19 protein-coding genes and 1 pseudogene are annotated in these 18,111 nt (G+C 37.5%); 19 read left to right on the top strand and 1 reads right to left on the bottom strand.

Translation table 11 applies throughout. The features are described 5' to 3' along the window. Nucleotides 1-26: 26 nt before the first annotated feature. Nucleotides 27-920: a LysR family transcriptional regulator gene (locus CQ058_RS17520; RefSeq protein ID WP_002191153.1), complete on the bottom strand. Its 894-nt coding sequence runs from the start codon at nt 918-920 to the stop codon at nt 27-29. A gap of 152 nt (nt 921-1,072) precedes the next feature. Here CQ058_RS17520 and CQ058_RS17515 point away from each other — a divergent pair, with 152 nt between their 5' ends. The 19 genes and pseudogenes from CQ058_RS17515 to CQ058_RS17425 all read left to right on the top strand — a co-directional run bounded on the left by CQ058_RS17515 (nt 1,073) and on the right by CQ058_RS17425 (nt 18,080). Beyond that, the gene (locus CQ058_RS17515; RefSeq protein ID WP_002191152.1) at nt 1,073-2,095 is read left to right on the top strand and encodes a YeiH family protein; all 1,023 of its coding nucleotides are present in this window, start codon (nt 1,073-1,075) and stop codon (nt 2,093-2,095) included. A gap of 125 nt (nt 2,096-2,220) precedes the next feature. Continuing rightward, nucleotides 2,221-2,418, top strand: coding sequence for a helix-turn-helix transcriptional regulator (locus CQ058_RS17510; protein ID WP_000538358.1), 198 nt, complete (start codon nt 2,221-2,223; stop codon nt 2,416-2,418). A gap of 11 nt (nt 2,419-2,429) precedes the next feature. Beyond that, a pseudogene (locus CQ058_RS17505) lies at nt 2,430-2,817 on the top strand (hypothetical protein). Between the two features lie 17 nt (nt 2,818-2,834). Beyond that, complete coding sequence (locus tag CQ058_RS17500; protein WP_002089582.1) at nt 2,835-3,056, top strand: hypothetical protein; 222 nt, start codon at nt 2,835-2,837, stop codon at nt 3,054-3,056. Further along, the gene (locus CQ058_RS17495; RefSeq protein WP_002129904.1) at nt 3,053-3,445 is read left to right on the top strand and encodes a hypothetical protein; all 393 of its coding nucleotides are present in this window, start codon (nt 3,053-3,055) and stop codon (nt 3,443-3,445) included. The genes CQ058_RS17500 and CQ058_RS17495 overlap by 4 nt, the downstream gene beginning before the upstream one ends. Before the next feature lie 16 nt (nt 3,446-3,461). After that, on the top strand, nt 3,462-3,689 hold the full coding sequence (locus CQ058_RS17490; RefSeq protein ID WP_002034710.1) for a hypothetical protein: 228 nt from the start codon (nt 3,462-3,464) through the stop codon (nt 3,687-3,689). 100 nt (nt 3,690-3,789) lie between these two features. Then, a complete protein-coding gene (locus CQ058_RS17485) occupies nt 3,790-4,551 on the top strand; it encodes a MerR family transcriptional regulator (RefSeq protein ID WP_002129901.1) in 762 nt (253 codons plus the stop codon). Further along, nucleotides 4,548-5,168, top strand: coding sequence for a hypothetical protein (locus CQ058_RS17480; protein ID WP_002191150.1), 621 nt, complete (start codon nt 4,548-4,550; stop codon nt 5,166-5,168). The genes CQ058_RS17485 and CQ058_RS17480 overlap by 4 nt, the downstream gene beginning before the upstream one ends. 47 nt (nt 5,169-5,215) lie before the next feature. After that, the gene (locus tag CQ058_RS17475; RefSeq protein WP_080019288.1) at nt 5,216-5,647 is read left to right on the top strand and encodes a DUF4362 domain-containing protein; all 432 of its coding nucleotides are present in this window, start codon (nt 5,216-5,218) and stop codon (nt 5,645-5,647) included. A 151-nt stretch (nt 5,648-5,798) separates the two neighbouring features. Next, nucleotides 5,799-7,775, top strand: a complete 1,977-nt coding sequence (gene uvrB, locus CQ058_RS17470) for an excinuclease ABC subunit B (protein ID WP_002016097.1) — start codon at nt 5,799-5,801, stop codon at nt 7,773-7,775. 5 nt (nt 7,776-7,780) lie between these two features. Next, entirely contained in the window at nt 7,781-10,651 is a 2,871-nt protein-coding gene (gene uvrA / locus CQ058_RS17465) for an excinuclease ABC subunit UvrA (RefSeq protein WP_002016096.1), read from the top strand. A 186-nt stretch (nt 10,652-10,837) separates the two neighbouring features. Then, nucleotides 10,838-11,218 (top strand): phage holin family protein, encoded by a 381-nt coding sequence (locus CQ058_RS17460; RefSeq protein ID WP_002089574.1) that lies wholly within the window; start codon nt 10,838-10,840, stop codon nt 11,216-11,218. A gap of 156 nt (nt 11,219-11,374) precedes the next feature. After that, entirely contained in the window at nt 11,375-12,304 is a 930-nt protein-coding gene (hprK, locus tag CQ058_RS17455) for an HPr(Ser) kinase/phosphatase (RefSeq protein WP_002016091.1), read from the top strand. Nucleotides 12,305-12,328: 24 nt separating this feature from the next. Further along, nucleotides 12,329-13,141 (top strand): prolipoprotein diacylglyceryl transferase, encoded by an 813-nt coding sequence (gene lgt, locus CQ058_RS17450; protein ID WP_002034719.1) that lies wholly within the window; start codon nt 12,329-12,331, stop codon nt 13,139-13,141. A gap of 66 nt (nt 13,142-13,207) precedes the next feature. After that, a complete protein-coding gene (ppaX, locus tag CQ058_RS17445) occupies nt 13,208-13,855 on the top strand; it encodes a pyrophosphatase PpaX (RefSeq protein WP_002089567.1) in 648 nt (215 codons plus the stop codon). A 53-nt stretch (nt 13,856-13,908) separates the two neighbouring features. Continuing rightward, a complete protein-coding gene (locus CQ058_RS17440) occupies nt 13,909-14,415 on the top strand; it encodes an acyltransferase (protein WP_002139159.1) in 507 nt (168 codons plus the stop codon). A 145-nt stretch (nt 14,416-14,560) separates the two neighbouring features. Continuing rightward, the gene (locus tag CQ058_RS17435) at nt 14,561-16,072 is read left to right on the top strand and encodes a tetratricopeptide repeat protein (protein ID WP_002143728.1); all 1,512 of its coding nucleotides are present in this window, start codon (nt 14,561-14,563) and stop codon (nt 16,070-16,072) included. A gap of 84 nt (nt 16,073-16,156) precedes the next feature. Next, on the top strand, nt 16,157-17,113 hold the full coding sequence (gene trxB, locus CQ058_RS17430) for a thioredoxin-disulfide reductase (protein WP_002089563.1): 957 nt from the start codon (nt 16,157-16,159) through the stop codon (nt 17,111-17,113). Between the two features lie 160 nt (nt 17,114-17,273). Beyond that, nucleotides 17,274-18,080, top strand: coding sequence for a DUF368 domain-containing protein (locus CQ058_RS17425; protein ID WP_105589898.1), 807 nt, complete (start codon nt 17,274-17,276; stop codon nt 18,078-18,080). Nucleotides 18,081-18,111 lie beyond the last annotated feature (31 nt).

The following is an 18,111-nucleotide window of genomic DNA, read 5'->3' as shown; positions in this document are numbered from 1 at the left end:
TGTAAACCTTCACACTAATGTGAAGGTCAACTTTGTTTTTTCGCAAAAGAATTCACATGATTTAAAAACACTTGAATGGCTTTAGACGGGATAAAATATTTGCCGCGCACGATGGAGAATGGACGGATTAGCTCTTCGTTCGGAACAGGGATGTGGAATAGTTCTTTTGCTAATAGCTCTTTTCGAACAGTCCAATCTGAAAGGATAGCGATGCCAAGACCGGCTGCAACGGCTTCCTTCACGCTTTGAATACTGCTAAATGTAAAGAAGCGTTTCATTTTTAAATGATGTTGGTGTATAAATCGATCGCTATAGGCACGTGTGCCAGAGCCGCTCTCCCTTAATACCCAGACTTGGTCTTGCATTGTATTTTCGTTAATCCCCTTGATATGGAGCAATGGGTGGTTTGGAGGGACGACGAGTTTCATTTCATCTTGCATAAAAGTTTCAACATCTACGTCAGCGTATACGACTTGGCCTTCCACTAAGCCGATATCAATTTGATTAGAGCGGAGGCTTTGCAAAACTTCTTCCGTATTGGAGATAAATGTATGAACTTCGACGTGTGCATTTTCATTGGCAAAGCGCGCAAGTATTTTTGGAAGTAAGTATTCGCCAATTGTAAAGCTAGCGCCGATGCGAAGTGTTCCTGTTACGACGTTATGCAGCGCATTAATTTCCTGTTTTGCATCTTCATAAAGTGAGAGCATCTGCTTTGCGTGTATGTATAATATGTTTCCAGCTTCCGTAACTTGGACGTGCTTTGGGGAGCGCTGTATAAGTGTAGTCCCAAATTCATTTTCCAAGTTGCGAATGTGCATACTAACGCCAGGTTGTGAAAGGTTTAATAGTTCCGCAGCACGCGAAAAATGTTTTTGTTCAACGACAGTAACAAAGATCTTTAAAATGTCGACGTTCATTTGTTAGGCCCCTTTATTTTTGCTTTTATTTTATCATAAGTATTTCTGATGATAGGGATTCAATATTGATATTAAACTTATTATTAAAACTCTCTTATAATGTAACTAGAAAGAACATGCATGTTCCAATACGATTATTGGGGTGGTACAAAGTGGAACAAACACTTGTTATACAAAAGAAGAAGGGCTTTGGATTTTCGCAAGGTATTGGGATTACGTTATTAATCGCAATCGCCGCGAAATATTTAGCAGAGCTTCCATTTTTAAATATTATGGGACAATTAGTAATCGCTATTCTAATCGGGATGGTTTGGCGCGCCGCAATCGGGATTCCTCAAGAAGCGATAGCGGGAACGAACTTTGCGAGTAAGAAGTTGCTACGCTTTGGGATCATCTTACTCGGAATGAGGTTAAATCTTGTAGATATTGCGAAGGCGGGGCCGAAAGTATTGGTCATCGCAGCGGTTGTTATTACATTTACAATTTTCGTTGTATATGGATTAACGAAAGTATTTAAAGTAGAAAAGAAACTTGGGATTTTAACAGCATGCGGGACGGCAATTTGCGGTGCGGCAGCGGTCGTGGCAATTGCACCGCAAGTGAAAGCGAAAGATGAAGAAACAGCAGTCGGGGCAGCAATTATTGCAATTTTAGGTACAATATTTACACTTATTTATACGCTATTATACCCAGTGCTTGGCTTCTCACCCTACGGTTACGGGGTGTTCTCAGGTGCGACGCTGCACGAAATTGCTCACGTTATCGCGGCTGCAGCGCCAGGAGGTAGCACGGCTGTAGACATCGCGGTTATTGTGAAGTTAACGCGCGTAGCAATGCTTGTGCCAGTAGCGATTTTAATTGGATTATGGTTTGGTAAGAGCGAGGAAAGCAAGGAAAAAAGATCGTGGCGCGACCTTCCGATTCCTTGGTTCATCTTCGGATTTTTAGCAATGAGTGCGGTGCATTCGATTGGGATTATCCCCGAAGTTGTTGCCGGATATATTGTAGTAATTGCGTACATGCTTATTGCAATGGCAATGGCAGGGCTCGGTTTAAATGTAGAGTTTAAAACGTTCCGTAAATTAGGAAGTAGGGCATTCATGGCAGGATTGATTGGCTCGGTTTGCCTATCTGTTCTTGGGTATGTTCTTGTGTATGCTTTAGGATTTATGTAGCAAAAAAAGAGGCATCTTATAGATGTCTCTTTTTTTTTACCTTTTTTTGTAAAGATATCTTTACTTGGATTTGGAAAATATTTATAATTAAAGTAAAGATATCTTTACTTTCGAAGGTGGAGCCTATGGGTGTGAAAAATAAAATTAAGGAATTACGAAAACAACATCATATAACGCAAGTGGAAATGGCAAAGGCGATGCAGGTGACGCGGCAGACGATTGTGGCGATTGAAAACCATCATTATAATCCGAGTCTAGAGCTATCCCTAAAAATCGCCAAATATTTTGGGATGAAGGTAGAGGAAATATTTACGCTGGAGTAAGGGGAGAGAAAATGAACGACACTAAAAAGTTGTATATCGCTACTGTCTTAGGATTATGTGGAGGGACGTTTTAGTTCGTATTATGGACCCATCCATACCGATGTTATCGCTAATAGTTAGTAACATTTTAGCAATTGTATTTCTGATATTGTATACGAATTACAAAAAGCGGAAGTACAAAAAGAAGAACTTCCAGATATAGATGAGCGAGTAAATGAAAATATAAAAAGGCATGTAAATGTCTCGCTTATATTCGCATTTGTCCTTCTTATTGTTTACATTGGTGCGAGCAAAGTTGTAGGCAGAGATGTCATACCTACGCCAGAAATATTCATTGTATGTAGTTTCTTATTTGCTGGTAGTCTCATCATAGGAGTAATGGCGGGAAAACGAGCATAACGATAGGAGGAATGAAAATGCAAGATGAGTTTGAGAGATTTCAGTCGGATAAAGCGTTTAAATATTTAGGGTTGTTTTTAACAATGAGTTTAGCGGTATGGAGTTTGTATAATTTAATTGTTTATGGAAATGCGGGCATGCCGTTTGTTTTATTTGTATTAGGACAGTTTGTTTATTTCTTTGTGAACTATTGGCCGAAATGGAAATATAGAAATCAAAAAGAGGCTGATCATGTGTGAGTAAGCAAGATATTATACGGTTCATAGGAAGTTTGTTTTTAGCGGGTCTTGTTTTAAATGTGAGTTTAATGATTTTAAGTATTTCGTGGGGAACGATCTTCATATCGAATGTAGCACTAGTCATTTTATATGGTATTTCGGAATATAGAGAACAGAAACGTTTGAAAGAAGAGAGAGTACCGTCAATTGATGAGCGAGTTGTGAACAATATGAAGTCATATTTTACGATTTGTATTACAAGCTGCGTTTTTTTGTTCATTATGTATCTTTGTGTAAATAAGTATTTAGATAGGCAAGTAGTACATGTAAATGAGTTATTATATATTGCTATTTTTGGTTTATTAATAAGTATGGCATCGACGAGTGTGTTAGCAACAAGGAATAGATAGAAAAAGGGGAACTGGGATGGGATTACCGGTATTATGTGTCGCTACGGCTATTTTTGCTTTGTTTTGGGGAATACAAAACTTCTCTCGTAATCCAGTGCCAAGTGTATGTATTATGATTGGTGCTGTAGGTTTATCATACTATTTATTAATTTTAGCGCATTATCATAAAACAGCAACAAGTGTTGTTGTAGGGGCAATTATTTTATTTTGTGGTCGTGCTATACAAAAGGGATTATTTCCATAAAAGCTGTTTATACAAAAGGTATAAACAGCTTTTTGTATTTTTTTTACAAACTACTTGAAAGTTACGTTACGTCACCTTTTATAATGAAGGAGAAGAGGTGATGGAGTTGATTTCAATTCAAGAACTAACGAGGGAAACAGGGGTTACAGTAAGGACGTTACGTTATTATGATCAAATTGATTTATTAAAGCCGAGTGGGAAAACTGATGGAGGACATCGGTTATATAGCGAGAGAGATGTTGTTCGTTTGCAGCAAATTTTATTTTTAAAAGAAATGGGTTTTTCATTAAAAGAGATTACGAATATGTTAATAACGGATGAGCTCAATTTAAAAGTATCGCTTGAAAAGCAACTTAGATTTGTACAGGAAGAACAGAAAAAATTTAATCGAATGGAACGTATTTTACAGGCAGTTGTTTATTCAGTAGATGTGGAGGGAGAACTGGATTGGAAAGTTATGTTTGAACTCATTCAGCTTTCGAAACAGTCTCCGCGAATACGTGAGATGTTTCAAAATGAAGTTTTTTCTAAGGGAGAACAAAAGTTGCTTCATAATTTGCCGAACATGAGTGAAGAAGATCCGAATGTTTTAGAATGGGTAAATTTATTGAAGCAACTACGTAACTTTATGAAAGACGGTAAGGAAGCATCATGTGATGAAGTACAAGGCGCAACAAAGAAATTAATGCAGAAGTGTTTAGAGATGGCAAATGGTGATGAAGCATTTTTAGATAAACTGTGGGAAGTAAGAAAGTCAAAAGAAGATTCACAGAAAATGAGTATGTATCCAATTGAGGAAGAGCTTCTAGTATATATGGATGAGGCTTTTCGTATATATGATGAAAGGGAGAGGGATAAATGAGTATACTTGCAGAATATCGTTGGTATTTTTTAATTGGGGCAGAGATTGTATTTTGGTTATCAGCTATCGGATTCTTTTTACTAAGGTATGGATTTCGCTTGAAAAAGGCAAGTTTTATTATGGGGATTGTGCTACTTGTAAATGAAGTGTTTATTTTAACTTTAGGAGTAGTGGACTACTATCAAACAGGGAAGTTCTCTAATTTTCAAATCATTACGGTAATCATTTTATTATATGCAGTTTTTTATGGGAAAAAGGATTTGAAGAAATTAGATATATATGTACAAAAATTAGTTGCGAAGTGGCGGAATGAACCGGCGCCTATTATCGAAGAACCACTTGAAGTAACAGGGATGGCGCATGCGAAGCAGGAAATAAAAAATTGGATTTTACATCTTATTTTGTTTATTGCGGTTCATATATTCTTTTTCTTCATGTATGGGCTTATTCCAATAGAACAGTGGGGGAATTGGTTAGAGTCAGGAATTGTTTTAAATAAAACAGCAAGCCGTGTAAGCCAAGTATGGGCTATTATTCTTTTAGTGGATACTGCGATTTCATTTTCATATGTTATTTTTCCGAAGAAGGAGAAAGGAAACAAGAAGCTACTTTCATAGAGGAAAGTAGCTTTTTTCTAGTATACCAATAGTTTGTATAGGAGAGGATAACAATAGGGAAAAGAACAGGTTTTATATGCTTATTTCTCTTTAGTTTAGTAGCATGTTCACAACCTAACAGTGCAATTGATAAGAAGAATGATGTCGTTGCAGAGGGGGCGGAAATTTCTAATCTAGATAAATTCGAGAAGTTCGTTTGGAATGTGGAACAAGGGGAAGTTGATAAAATAAGAATTGTACAGTATACACATGAAGGTGACCCGATTTTTCAAACGTTAGAGCATAGTGAGAAAGATATACTTTATGTGTTAGATAATAGACAAGATCAATTTGCTGGTGACCATAAAGGGTTACATAAAGATAGTTGTAAAAGGATTGTTAAAGAGCAACGTGAATCAGAAACGGTATATAGGTTAATAGATTGTACGAATGAAAATGGGCGCAATGGATATGACTTATTATATGTACTTAAAAAATAGAGTTAGTAAAGGAAGGAAGTATTTATTCCTTCCTTTTTCTATATATAACTTGTCGAAAACTTTACCGAATATCTGTTCGTTTTTTTAGGTTTTTTATGGGCATTCGTGGTAAAATAATAATACAGATTTTTATGAGGAGGTCGGTTTTTAGTTGGAACATCCATTTGAAATTATCTCAGAGTATTCCCCGCAAGGTGATCAGCCGGGAGCGATAGAGAAGCTTGTAGAGGGAATTAATAGTGGAAAGAAAAAGCAAGTGTTGCTTGGAGCGACAGGAACGGGTAAGACATTTACGATTTCAAATGTCATTAAAGAAGTGCAGAAGCCAACACTTGTAATGGCTCATAATAAAACGTTAGCAGGACAGTTATATAGTGAGCTGAAAGATTTCTTTCCTAACAATTCTGTGGAGTATTTTGTTAGTTATTACGATTATTATCAGCCGGAAGCGTACGTACCACATACGGATACGTTTATTGAAAAAGATGCGCAAATTAACGATGAAATTGATAAATTACGCCACTCGGCAACGTCTTCTTTATTTGAACGAGATGATGTTATTATCGTTGCGAGTGTTTCGTGCATATACGGTTTAGGTTCTCCGGAAGAATACCGCGAGTTAGTTGTTTCGCTTCGAGTTGGTATGGAAAAGGACCGCAATCAATTGCTTCGTGAACTTGTTGATGTACAGTATGGACGTAATGATATTGATTTTAAGCGTGGTACATTCCGTGTGCGCGGAGATGTAGTTGAAATCTTCCCCGCATCACTTGATGAGCATTGTATTCGAATTGAATTTTTTGGGGATGAAATAGATCGTATTCGAGAAGTAAATGCATTAACGGGTGAAGTATTAGCAGAACGTGATCATGTAGCAATCTTCCCGGCATCTCACTTCGTTACACGTGAAGAAAAGCTGAAGGTCGCTATTGAAAATATCGAAAAAGAATTAGAAGAGCGTTTAAAAGAATTAAATGATAACGGTAAGTTGTTAGAGGCGCAGCGCATAGAACAGCGAACGCGTTATGATTTAGAAATGATGCGCGAGATGGGCTTTTGTTCAGGGATTGAAAACTATTCCCGTCATTTAACACTTCGTCCAGCAGGTTCAACGCCGTATACGCTTTTAGATTATTTTCCAGAGGATTTCTTAATCGTTATGGATGAGTCGCACGTATCGGTTCCGCAAGTAAGAGCGATGTATAACGGGGACCAAGCACGTAAGCAAGTGCTTGTTGATCATGGATTCCGTCTGCCATCAGCTTTAGATAATAGACCGCTCACGTTTGATGAGTTTGAAGAGAAAACGAATCAAGTTATTTACGTTTCGGCAACGCCAGGACCGTACGAGTTAGAGCAGTCACCGAAAGCAATAGAACAAATTATTCGTCCAACAGGGCTTTTAGATCCACCAATTGATATACGACCAATTGAAGGACAAATAGATGATTTATTAGGAGAAATCCATGACCGGATTGCGAAAAATGAACGTGTATTAATTACGACTTTAACGAAGAAAATGTCAGAGGATTTAACGGACTATTTAAAAGATGTAGGAATTAAAGTGAATTATCTTCACTCTGAAATTAAAACATTAGAGCGTATTGAAATTATCCGTGATCTTCGCCTTGGTAAGTTTGATGTACTTGTCGGTATTAACTTATTACGAGAAGGATTAGATATTCCAGAAGTATCACTTGTAGCTATTTTAGATGCTGATAAGGAAGGTTTCTTACGTTCAGAGCGTTCATTAATTCAAACAATTGGTCGTGCGGCGCGTAATGCAAACGGCCGCGTTATTATGTACGCAGATCGCATAACGAGATCAATGGGAATTGCAATTGAAGAAACACAGCGTCGTCGTAGTATACAAGAAGCTTACAATGAAAAGCATGGTATTACGCCGAAAACGATTCAAAAAGGAGTACGTGACGTTATTCGTGCGACAACAGCAGCTGAGGATACGGAAATATATGAAGCAACACCAGCTAAAAAGATGACGAAAAAAGAACGTGAAAATACAATTGCGAAGATGGAAGCAGAGATGAAAGAAGCAGCAAAGGCATTAGATTTCGAGCGTGCAGCTGAATTAAGAGATTTACTATTAGAATTAAAAGCGGAAGGGTGAAAAGAGTGAGTAAAGATTTTATTGTTGTAAAAGGTGCTAGAGCGCATAATTTAAAAAATATTGACGTAACCATTCCGAGAAATCAGCTTGTTGTTGTGACGGGATTGTCTGGTTCGGGGAAATCATCGTTAGCATTCGATACGATTTATGCAGAAGGGCAGCGTAGATACGTGGAATCTTTATCTGCGTATGCGCGCCAGTTTTTAGGACAAATGGATAAGCCGGATGTTGATATGATTGAAGGTTTATCTCCAGCGATTTCAATTGATCAAAAAACGACGAGTCGTAATCCTCGTTCAACGGTTGGAACGGTAACGGAGATTTATGATTATTTACGTTTATTATTTGCACGAATTGGTACGCCGATTTGTCCGAATCATGGAATTGAAATTACATCACAAACAGTGGAACAGATGGTAGACCGTGTTCTTGAATATCCTGAACGTACGAAGTTGCAAGTGCTAGCGCCTATCGTGTCAGGGCGTAAAGGTGCGCATGCGAAAGTATTAGAAGATATTAAGAAGCAAGGTTATGTTCGTGTGCGCGTTGATGGAGAGATGCTGGATGTATCGGAAGAGATTACTTTAGAAAAAAATAAGAAGCATTCAATTGAAGTTGTTATTGACCGTATTGTTGTGAAAGAAGGAATTGCAAGCCGACTTGCAGATTCACTAGAAAGTGCTTTAAAGCTTGGCGGGGGCCGAGTTTTAATCGATGTAATGGGAGAGGAAGAACTTCTATTTAGTGAACATCATGCTTGTCCACATTGTGGTTTTTCAATCGGAGAATTAGAGCCGCGTATGTTCTCGTTTAATAGTCCGTTCGGCGCGTGTCCTTCTTGTGATGGACTTGGATCGAAGTTAGAGGTAGATTTAGAACTTGTTATTCCGAACTGGGATGTATCATTAAATGAACATGCGATTGCTCCTTGGGAACCGACAAGTTCACAATATTACCCGCAATTATTAAAATCTGTGTGTAATCATTACGGCATCGATATGGATATGCCGGTGAAAGATATACCGAAGGATTTATTTGATAAAGTGCTGTACGGAAGCGGGGAAGAGAAGCTTTATTTCCGCTATGTGAATGAATTTGGTCAAGTAAAGGAAAATGAGATTTTATTTGAAGGTGTTATTCCGAATATTGAGCGTCGTTATCGTGAGACGAGTTCTGATTATATTCGTGAGCAAATGGAGAAATATATGGCAGAGCAAGCTTGTCCGAAGTGTAAAGGTGGACGCTTAAAGCCTGAGAGTTTAGCTGTTTTCGTTGGTGATAAAACGATTGCCGATGTAACGAAATATTCTGTTCAAGAAGTACAGGAGTTCTTCTCAACTGTTGAGTTAACGGAGAAACAACAAAAAATTGCTCATTTAATTTTAAGAGAAATTCAGGAACGTGTTGGGTTCTTAGTGAACGTCGGTTTAGATTATTTAACGTTAAGTCGTGCTGCAGGAACTTTATCAGGTGGTGAGGCGCAGCGTATTCGTTTAGCGACACAGATTGGTTCTCGCCTTACTGGCGTACTTTACATTCTTGATGAGCCTTCTATTGGTTTGCATCAGCGTGATAATGATCGTCTTATTCGTACATTGCAGGAAATGCGTGATTTAGGAAATACGTTAATTGTTGTTGAGCATGATGAAGATACGATGATGGCTGCTGATTATTTACTTGATATCGGACCTGGTGCAGGTATTCATGGTGGTCAAGTTGTATCAGCAGGTACACCAGCTGAAGTTATGCAAGACGAGAATTCATTAACTGGGAAATATTTAAGCGGTAAAGAGTTTATTCCGGTACCACTTGAAAGACGTAAAGGTGACGGACGTAAAGTGGAGATTGTCGGTGCAAAAGAAAATAACTTAAAGAATGCGAAAATGTCATTCCCTCTAGGAACATTTGTAGCAGTAACAGGCGTATCTGGCTCTGGAAAAAGTACGATAATTAATGAAGTACTATACAAATCATTAGCTCAAAAGCTATATAAAGCGAAAGCGAAGCCAGGGGCTCATAAAGAAATTAAAGGTCTTGAGCAGTTAGATAAAGTGATTGATATTGATCAATCACCAATCGGGCGTACACCACGTTCAAATCCGGCGACATACACTGGCGTATTTGATGATATTCGTGATGTATTTGCGCACACGAATGAAGCGAAAGTACGTGGGTATCAAAAAGGACGTTTCAGCTTTAACGTAAAAGGCGGCCGTTGTGAAGCGTGCCGTGGTGATGGAATTATTAAAATCGAAATGCATTTCTTACCAGACGTGTATGTTCCGTGTGAAGTTTGTCACGGTAAACGTTACAACCGTGAAACGTTAGAAGTGAAATATAAAGATAAGAATATTTCTGAAGTGTTAGGGATGACAATTGAAGATGGGGTAGAGTTCTTTGCTAATATCCCGAAAATTAAGCGTAAACTTCAAACGCTTGTAGATGTAGGGCTTGGTTATATGAAATTAGGACAACCAGCTACGACGTTATCAGGTGGTGAGGCGCAGCGTGTGAAATTAGCTTCTGAATTACATCGTCGTTCTACAGGGCGTACGTTATACATTTTAGATGAGCCAACGACTGGCTTACATGCACATGATATTGCACGCCTTCTAGAAGTGTTGCAACGTCTTGTTGAGAGTGGTGAGACGGTACTTGTAATTGAGCATAATTTAGATGTTATTAAAACAGCTGATTATATTATTGACCTTGGACCAGAAGGCGGAGACAAAGGCGGACAAATTGTTGCTTCCGGAACGCCAGAGCAAGTAGTGAAAGAAGAGCGCTCTTATACAGGTAAGTATTTAAAAGAGATTTTAGATCGTGATAAAGCAAGAATGAAAGAGAAAATAAAAGAAGTAGAGTTATCACAATAAGTTGTTAATAAAAACCGAGTGGGAATTGCACTCGGTTTTTATTTCACTAAGGGAAACTGGTAAGAATGTTAGTAGGTATACAAGTATAAAGAATAGAATAAATTGGTATAAGTGTTTGCATGTTACTTGCGTTTATTATCTATTAGCGTATGATGAAATATATATGTTAAAAGGATGTGTAAGGAAATGAGATGGATTGTATCACTTCTTGTAAATAGCGTTGTGTTAATCGCTGTATCCGGACTTTTAAAAGGGGTTGCACCAGACGCATTTTACATAGCAAATATACAAACTGCAATTATTGCGAGTATTATATTGGCGATTTTAAACGTATTTGTAAAGCCGCTTTTAATTTTAATTACGCTACCGATTACTCTTGTAACTTTCGGTTTCTTCTTAATTGTTATTAATGCGATTACGTTAAAGATGACGGATTCGTTATTAGGGGACGCCTTTAATATATCTGGATTTGGTGTAGCGATTGTTGCGGCAATTTGTATTTCTATTTTTAATATGATAATTGAAAAAGTAATTGTGGAACCATTACATGAAAAAAAGAGAAAATGACAAAAAGAAAAACATTTCATGATTCATATGAAATGTTTTTTTCTATTTATTAGAAACCGAGTTTCTTGTTTCCAGAAAAAAATGGTACAATATCCGATAGAATGGAATTTTACATCAAATGAGACTGAACCCGCAGCGGAGTGGAGGTTTATACATATGCCGAAAGTAAGGACAAAAGATTTAATTGAACAATTTCAATTGGAGTTAGTAAGTGGTGAAGAAGGGATTCATCGTCCGATTGATACGAGTGATTTATCGCGACCTGGAATTGAAATGGCAGGATTTTTTACATATTATCCAGCTGATCGCGTGCAGCTTCTTGGAAAAACGGAGCTTACGTTCTTTGATACGTTAACGACAGAGCAAAAGCAAGAGAGAATGAAAGCGCTTTGTACTGAGGAGACGCCTTGTATTATTGTAACTCGTAATCAAGATGTACCGGATGAGTTATTACAAGCATCACGTGAATCAGGCGTGCCTTTATTACGTTCTGCTCAAACGACGACGAGATTATCAAGTCGTTTAACAAACTATTTAGAAGGTAAGTTAGCGCCAACAACAGCTGTTCATGGTGTGTTAGTAGATATTTATGGTGTTGGTGTTTTAATTACAGGTCAAAGTGGTGTCGGGAAAAGTGAGACAGCGCTTGAACTTGTAAAGCGTGGTCACCGCCTTGTTGCGGATGATAGCGTAGAAATTCGTCAAGAAGATGAAGATACATTAGTAGGGAGCTCACCTGATTTAATTGAGCACTTATTAGAAATTCGTGGTCTAGGTATCATTAACGTAATGACGTTATTCGGTGCAGGGGCAGTACGAAATTATAAACGTATTACACTTGTTATTAATCTTGAAATTTGGGATCAAAAGAAAAATTATGATCGCTTAGGTCTTGATGAAGAGAAGATGAAGATTATTGATACAGAACTTACGAAGATTACACTTCCAGTTCGTCCTGGTCGAAACTTGGCTGTTATTATTGAAGTAGCAGCGATGAACTTCAGATTAAAACGTATGGGAGTCAATGCGGCACAACAGTTCTCTGAACGATTAATGAGTGCGATTGAGTTAGGAAATCAAGAGTAGACTCTGGAGAGGGAGGTCATATATATGCTGTTAGGTTCTGTACCACAGCTTGACCGTATAGCAGTCCAACTTGGGCCGTTCCCTGTTTATTGGTATGGGGTTATTATCGGTACAGGTGTGCTATTAGGTCTTTGGCTAGCAACTCGCGAGGGAGAAAGGCTTGGTATTCACAAAGATACATTTATCGACCTTGTATTAATCGCAGTACCAATTGCCATTCTTTTTGCGAGAATGTATTATGTCATTTTTGAATGGGAATATTATTCGCAAAATCCGAGTCAAATTATTAATATTCGTCAAGGTGGTTTGGCGATTCATGGTGGTTTAATCGGGGCTGTTATTACAGGAATCCTTTTTGCGAAACGACGCGGGCTTTCATTCTGGAAGTTAGCGGATATTGCTGCGCCGAGTATTTTACTAGGACAAGCAATTGGCCGATGGGGAAACTTTATGAACCAAGAGGCGCATGGTGATGAAGTAACGAGACAGTTTTTAGAAGGTCTTCATTTACCGGATTTCATTATTAATCAAATGTACATTGATGGTGTGTATTATCACCCAACGTTTTTATATGAATCATTATGGAACTTTGCAGGTGTTATTTTACTACTCGCGTTACGAAAAGTGAATTTACGCCGTGGTGAATTATTCTTCACATATTTAATTTGGTATTCAGTGGGACGCTTCTTCGTAGAAGGTTTGCGTACAGATAGTTTAATGTTAGGACCACTTCGTATTGCGCAAGTAATGTCTATTGGAATTGTTGTTATTTCTATCATTTTCATTATTGTGAGACGAAAAATGGGGCAAGCTGATAAAAGATATTTAGAAAATTAGAGAAAAGTAGCATCTTATATAAGATGCTGCTTCTTTCATATTCAGGTAATGAAAGGATTAAGGACGATGAAAATAAATACAGTGTTATTTGATTTAGATGGAACGTTAATTAATACAAATGAACTTATTATCTCTTCTTTTTTACATACGTTAAATCACTATTATTCTAATCAGTATAAGCGTGAAGATGTATTGCCATTTATCGGTCCATCTTTGCATGATACTTTTAGTAAGATTGATGCAAGTAAGGTTGAAGAGATGATTACATGTTATCGTCAATTTAATCATGAGCATCATGATGAATTAGTGGAAGAGTATGAAACTGTATATGAAACGGTTCAAGAATTGAAGAAGCAAGGTTATAAGATCGGCATCGTTACAACGAAAGCGAGACAGACGGTTGAAATGGGATTAAAGCTTTCGAAACTTGATCAGTTTTTTGATGTTGTCGTGACGATTGATGATGTGGAACATGTGAAACCACATCCAGAACCACTTCAAAAAGCATTGAAATTATTAGATGCAAAGCCAGAAGAAACATTGATGGTTGGTGATAATCATCATGATATCGTCGGTGGACAAAATGCAGGTACGAAAACAGTAGCGGTTTCATGGACATTGAAAGGTAGAGCGTATTTAGAAGCGTATAAACCAGATTATGTGCTAGATAAAATGAGTGATTTACTACCGATTTTGTCCCGCATTAACGGGTAGTAAGATTCCTGCCGGTTAAAGTGTCACTTTATATAAGTAGAGGAGAGAGTTCAGTGCGACGGACAACGCGCTATCCTGTTTCAGGAGAAAATTCATTGTGGAATGTGTATAAAACAGTTTCTTTTTGGAAGGTAATGAAAAATTTTATTATCATCCAAATCGCACGTTACACGCCATTTTTATCCGTAAAGAATTGGTTATATCGCACGTTTTTACGGATGGAAGTAGGAAAGAAAACGTCGTTTGCACTTATGGTAATGCCAGATATTATGTTTCCAGAAAAGATTACTGTGGGAGACAATTCAATTATCGGCTATAATACAACGCTTTTAGCGCATGAATATTTAATTCGTGAGTATCGGCTCGGAGAAATCGTCATAGGGAATGAAGTTATGATTGGAGCGAATACGACAATTTTACCAGGTGTGACAATTGGAGATGGAGCTATCGTTTCTGCAGGCACACTTGTCCATAAAGATGTACCAGGCGGCGCTTTCGTAGGCGGGAATCCGATGCGTATTATTTATACGAAAGAGGAAATGGCCACTAGAGAAGGTTGATGTTAAAAATGTAACATTTCCCTTCTCTTTTTATGAATAAAAAGGAAATAATTGATTATAATATACTGTTTTGTTTTTTACGGAATCGTTTATACTTATAGATAGAAGAATGTGTGAACGAAGAAAACAAAAAACTGGAGGATATATGGGGAAAAATCAAAGAATATATAAGGAGAACGGACAAGTTATCTCTTTTAATCAGTTAGCGGACTTCTTTTATAAAAAAGGGATGAGGGCTTATAAAGGGCAAAAATTGCAAGATGCAATTAAATATTTTCGAAGAGCAGCGCAAAGCGAGAAGGAGCCGTTTATTTTATGCCAACTAGCAATAGCATTATCTGAATCTGGTGAATATCAAGAGTCGAATCAGATATTTCTAAAGCTTGTTAGATCCAATCCTGAACTTGAGCAATGCTATTATTTTATTTCAAATAATTATGCATATATGGGCTTGTTTCAACAGGCGAAGAAGTATGCAGAGCGATATTTAGAAGTTGCGGAAGAGAAGGAATTTGTAGAAGATACATTAGAATTGCTTGAGATTATGGAAGAAGATGCAATGGGTGCGGAAGAGATTGAGGATGAAGATGAGCTAATTGTTATGCAAGAAGAAGCGAACCGCTACATTCGTAACGGACAATTAGAAGAGGCGATTGCTACACTAGAAGTTGTTACGAAAGAATATCCAGAATTTTGGTCAGGACATAATAATTTAGCGATTGCACATTTTCAATCAGGTAATGTAGATCAAGCGCTTAAGTTAACAGAAATGATTTTAGAGAAAAATCCTGGTAATATGCATGCGCTTTGTAATACACTTATTTTTCTATATTCAATTGGAGAGCATAAGCAAGTAGAGTCATTAGCGGGGCAGTTAGTTTCGGTATATCCAATTTCATTTGAGCATCGTTTGAAACTTGGAACAACGCTTGCAACAATTGGTCATTTTGAACCTGCATATAAATGGTTCAAAGTATTAAAGCGTCAAGGGTACGAAGGAGACGTCAGTTTTTATTACTGGTTTGCATACTCTGCGTATATGGTGAAGGAACAGCAAGTAGCTGAAAAAATGTGGCAACATGTTGTAGAATTACATCCTGATAAAAAAGGAAAAGAACCGTGGAATGCACTGAATTTAGCAGATGAAGGACAAAATCTTTTATTTGAAGAGTTACGAAAATCATTTCAGCAAAGTACGACGCTAGAAGAGAAAATGCTAGCTTTATATTTAATGAATGAATTGTCAACACCAGAGAAGGTTGGATTCTTCTTTGATGTAACGCAAGCGAAAAATGGTGTTCCAATCGTATCGCAACTTGCAAAATATTTCTTTTTACTTAATAGTCATAAAAGCATCCCAGCTGATTTACAGCAATTTGAAAAGTGCGTACGAATCGCGGATGCATTATACAATTATACGAAAAAAGACGATGAATTAATCGAAGAGTGTTTAAATTTTTGGTTTTGCACGTTCATACGTTTATATACATCTGGAGCGACTTTTACAAATGTGTACGGTTGGTCAGCGGCAATTGAATACATTGTACGCGGCGAACAAAGAAATAAGATGACACAGGCAGAGCTTGGTGATGTATATAATGTATCTGTAGCGACTGTACGAAAGTATGTGCAGGCTGTTAAGCGCACGCACACGTAGGGTAGGCAAATCATTGGGAAAAAAATGATGCTAACAGTATAATGAGGGTAACTTAATGTGTATGAATGAATGGGAGTGAATAGTGTGTCAGAAGAAAAAATTTATGATGTCATTATTATTGGTGCAGGACCAGCTGGTATGACAGCTGCGGTATATACATCTCGTGCGAATTTAAGCACACTGATGCTTGAGCGTGGTATTCCAGGTGGACAAATGGCAAATACAGAAGATGTAGAGAACTATCCAGGTTATGAGTCTATTTTAGGACCAGACTTATCAAATAAAATGTTTGAGCATGCGAAGAAATTTGGTGCTGAATATGCATACGGTGATGTAAAAGCAATCATCGATGGTAAAGAGTACAAAACAATTATTGCTGGTAAAAAAGAATATAAAGCACGTGCAATTATCGTTGCAAGCGGTGCAGAGTATAAAAAAATTGGTGTGCCAGGTGAAACAGAACTTGGCGGCCGCGGTGTATCATATTGTGCAGTATGTGATGGTGCATTCTTTAAAGGGAAAGAACTTGTTGTTATTGGCGGCGGAGATTCTGCTGTTGAAGAGGGTGTGTTCTTAACACGCTTCGCATCAAAAGTAACGATCGTTCACCGTCGTGACACTCTTCGTGCACAGAAAATTTTACAAGATCGTGCTTTCCAAAATGAGAAAGTAGATTTCATTTGGAATCACACTATAAAAGAAATTAACGATGCAAATGGTAAAGTAGGAAGCGTAACACTTGTAGATGTAAACAGCGGAGAAGAACAAGAAGTTAAAACTGACGGCGTTTTCATATACATCGGTATGTTACCATTATCAAAACCGTTTGTTGAGCTAGGTATTACAAATGAAAATGGTTATGTTGAAACGAACGAGCGTATGGAAACGAAAGTCCCTGGTATTTTCGCAGCTGGTGATGTTCGTGAAAAAATGCTTCGTCAAATTGTAACGGCAACAGGCGATGGTAGTATTGCAGCGCAGAGTGCACAGCATTATATAGAAGAGTTAGTAGAGGAACTAAAGACTGTAACAGAAAAATAAGGTTATTTTTCCTTTTGAGAAGAAAGCTACCGATAGGTGGCTTTCTTTTTTTGTCCAAATGTCAAACTATTGTCAAAAACAATTAAGAATATAATGATTCTTATTGTTATACTAGAATTTACGGGAAAAATCATTATAAGAAATGAGGAATTTATTCAGTATGGAATGGCGTAATATATATCGTGGATTTTGTATGGGCGTTAGTGATTTAATTCCTGGTGTGAGTGGCGGAACAATCGCTGTTGTGTTGGGAATTTATGAACAATTGCTCGCAGCAATTAGCGGATTTTTTAGTCGTGAATGGAAAAAACATTTAGCGTTTTTAATCCCACTTGGAGCTGGTGTAGCGGCAGCTTTTCTAACGTTAAGTCACGTTATTAAATATTTATTAGCAAATCATTATGAACCGACTCAATTTTTCTTTCTCGGTTTAATTATTAGTATATTACCGATGTTAATGAGAGAAGCTGATGCAAAGGCAACGTTTAAAGGTAGTCATATTGTCTTATTAATAATTGCAGCAATTCTTGTTGCAATAACAGCATTCTTTAAACCAGATAAGGCAGCTGATCCGATTACGACGTTAACAATTTTAAATGCAATTGGTTTATTTTTCGCAGGATGGATGGCTAGTATGGCTATGCTTCTTCCTGGAATTAGTGGATCGTTTATTTTATTAATTATTGGTGTGTATCCGACAGCAATTAACGCTTTAACTACACTCAATTTACCGTTAATCGTGGTTATCGGTGCCGGCGTGATGGCTGGATTTGTTGTAAGTAGTAAAGGAATTAGTTATTTGTTAGATCGTTATAAAAGTATGACATTTGCGGCAATTATTGGGCTCGTTATCGGGTCGATTGTCATTGTGTTCCCTGGCATTCCGACTGGTGGAATTTCAATTGTAAGTTCAATTATTACTTTTATTTTAGGATTTGCGGTTGTTACTTATTTCGGTAAGAAATAAGTGTTTTAATCCCCTTAACGATAAAAATCGT

The organism is Bacillus sp. MYb56, from assembly GCF_002976445.1.
Taxonomy (GTDB): Bacteria; Bacillota; Bacilli; order Bacillales; family Bacillaceae_G; genus Bacillus_A; species Bacillus_A mycoides.
Note: the sequence above shows the minus strand (reverse complement) of the source record. Positions and strands in the feature narration are given on the sequence as shown.

Bases quoted from the DNA above. Each gene is read 5' to 3' on its own strand.
- CQ058_RS17520 (WP_002191153.1), bottom strand. From the start codon at position 920: ATGAACGTCGACATTTTAAAGATCTTTGTTACTGTCGTTGAACAAAAA.
- CQ058_RS17510 (WP_000538358.1), top strand. From the start codon at position 2,221: ATGGGTGTGAAAAATAAAATTAAGGAATTACGAAAACAACATCATATA.
- CQ058_RS17500 (WP_002089582.1), top strand. From the start codon at position 2,835: ATGCAAGATGAGTTTGAGAGATTTCAGTCGGATAAAGCGTTTAAATAT.
- CQ058_RS17490 (WP_002034710.1), top strand. From the start codon at position 3,462: ATGGGATTACCGGTATTATGTGTCGCTACGGCTATTTTTGCTTTGTTT.
- CQ058_RS17485 (WP_002129901.1), top strand. From the start codon at position 3,790: ATGGAGTTGATTTCAATTCAAGAACTAACGAGGGAAACAGGGGTTACA.
- CQ058_RS17480 (WP_002191150.1), top strand. From the start codon at position 4,548: ATGAGTATACTTGCAGAATATCGTTGGTATTTTTTAATTGGGGCAGAG.
- CQ058_RS17460 (WP_002089574.1), top strand. From the start codon at position 10,838: ATGAGATGGATTGTATCACTTCTTGTAAATAGCGTTGTGTTAATCGCT.
- hprK (WP_002016091.1), top strand. From the start codon at position 11,375: ATGCCGAAAGTAAGGACAAAAGATTTAATTGAACAATTTCAATTGGAG.
- lgt (WP_002034719.1), top strand. From the start codon at position 12,329: ATGCTGTTAGGTTCTGTACCACAGCTTGACCGTATAGCAGTCCAACTT.
- ppaX (WP_002089567.1), top strand. From the start codon at position 13,208: ATGAAAATAAATACAGTGTTATTTGATTTAGATGGAACGTTAATTAAT.
- CQ058_RS17435 (WP_002143728.1), top strand. From the start codon at position 14,561: ATGGGGAAAAATCAAAGAATATATAAGGAGAACGGACAAGTTATCTCT.
- CQ058_RS17425 (WP_105589898.1), top strand. From the start codon at position 17,274: ATGGAATGGCGTAATATATATCGTGGATTTTGTATGGGCGTTAGTGAT.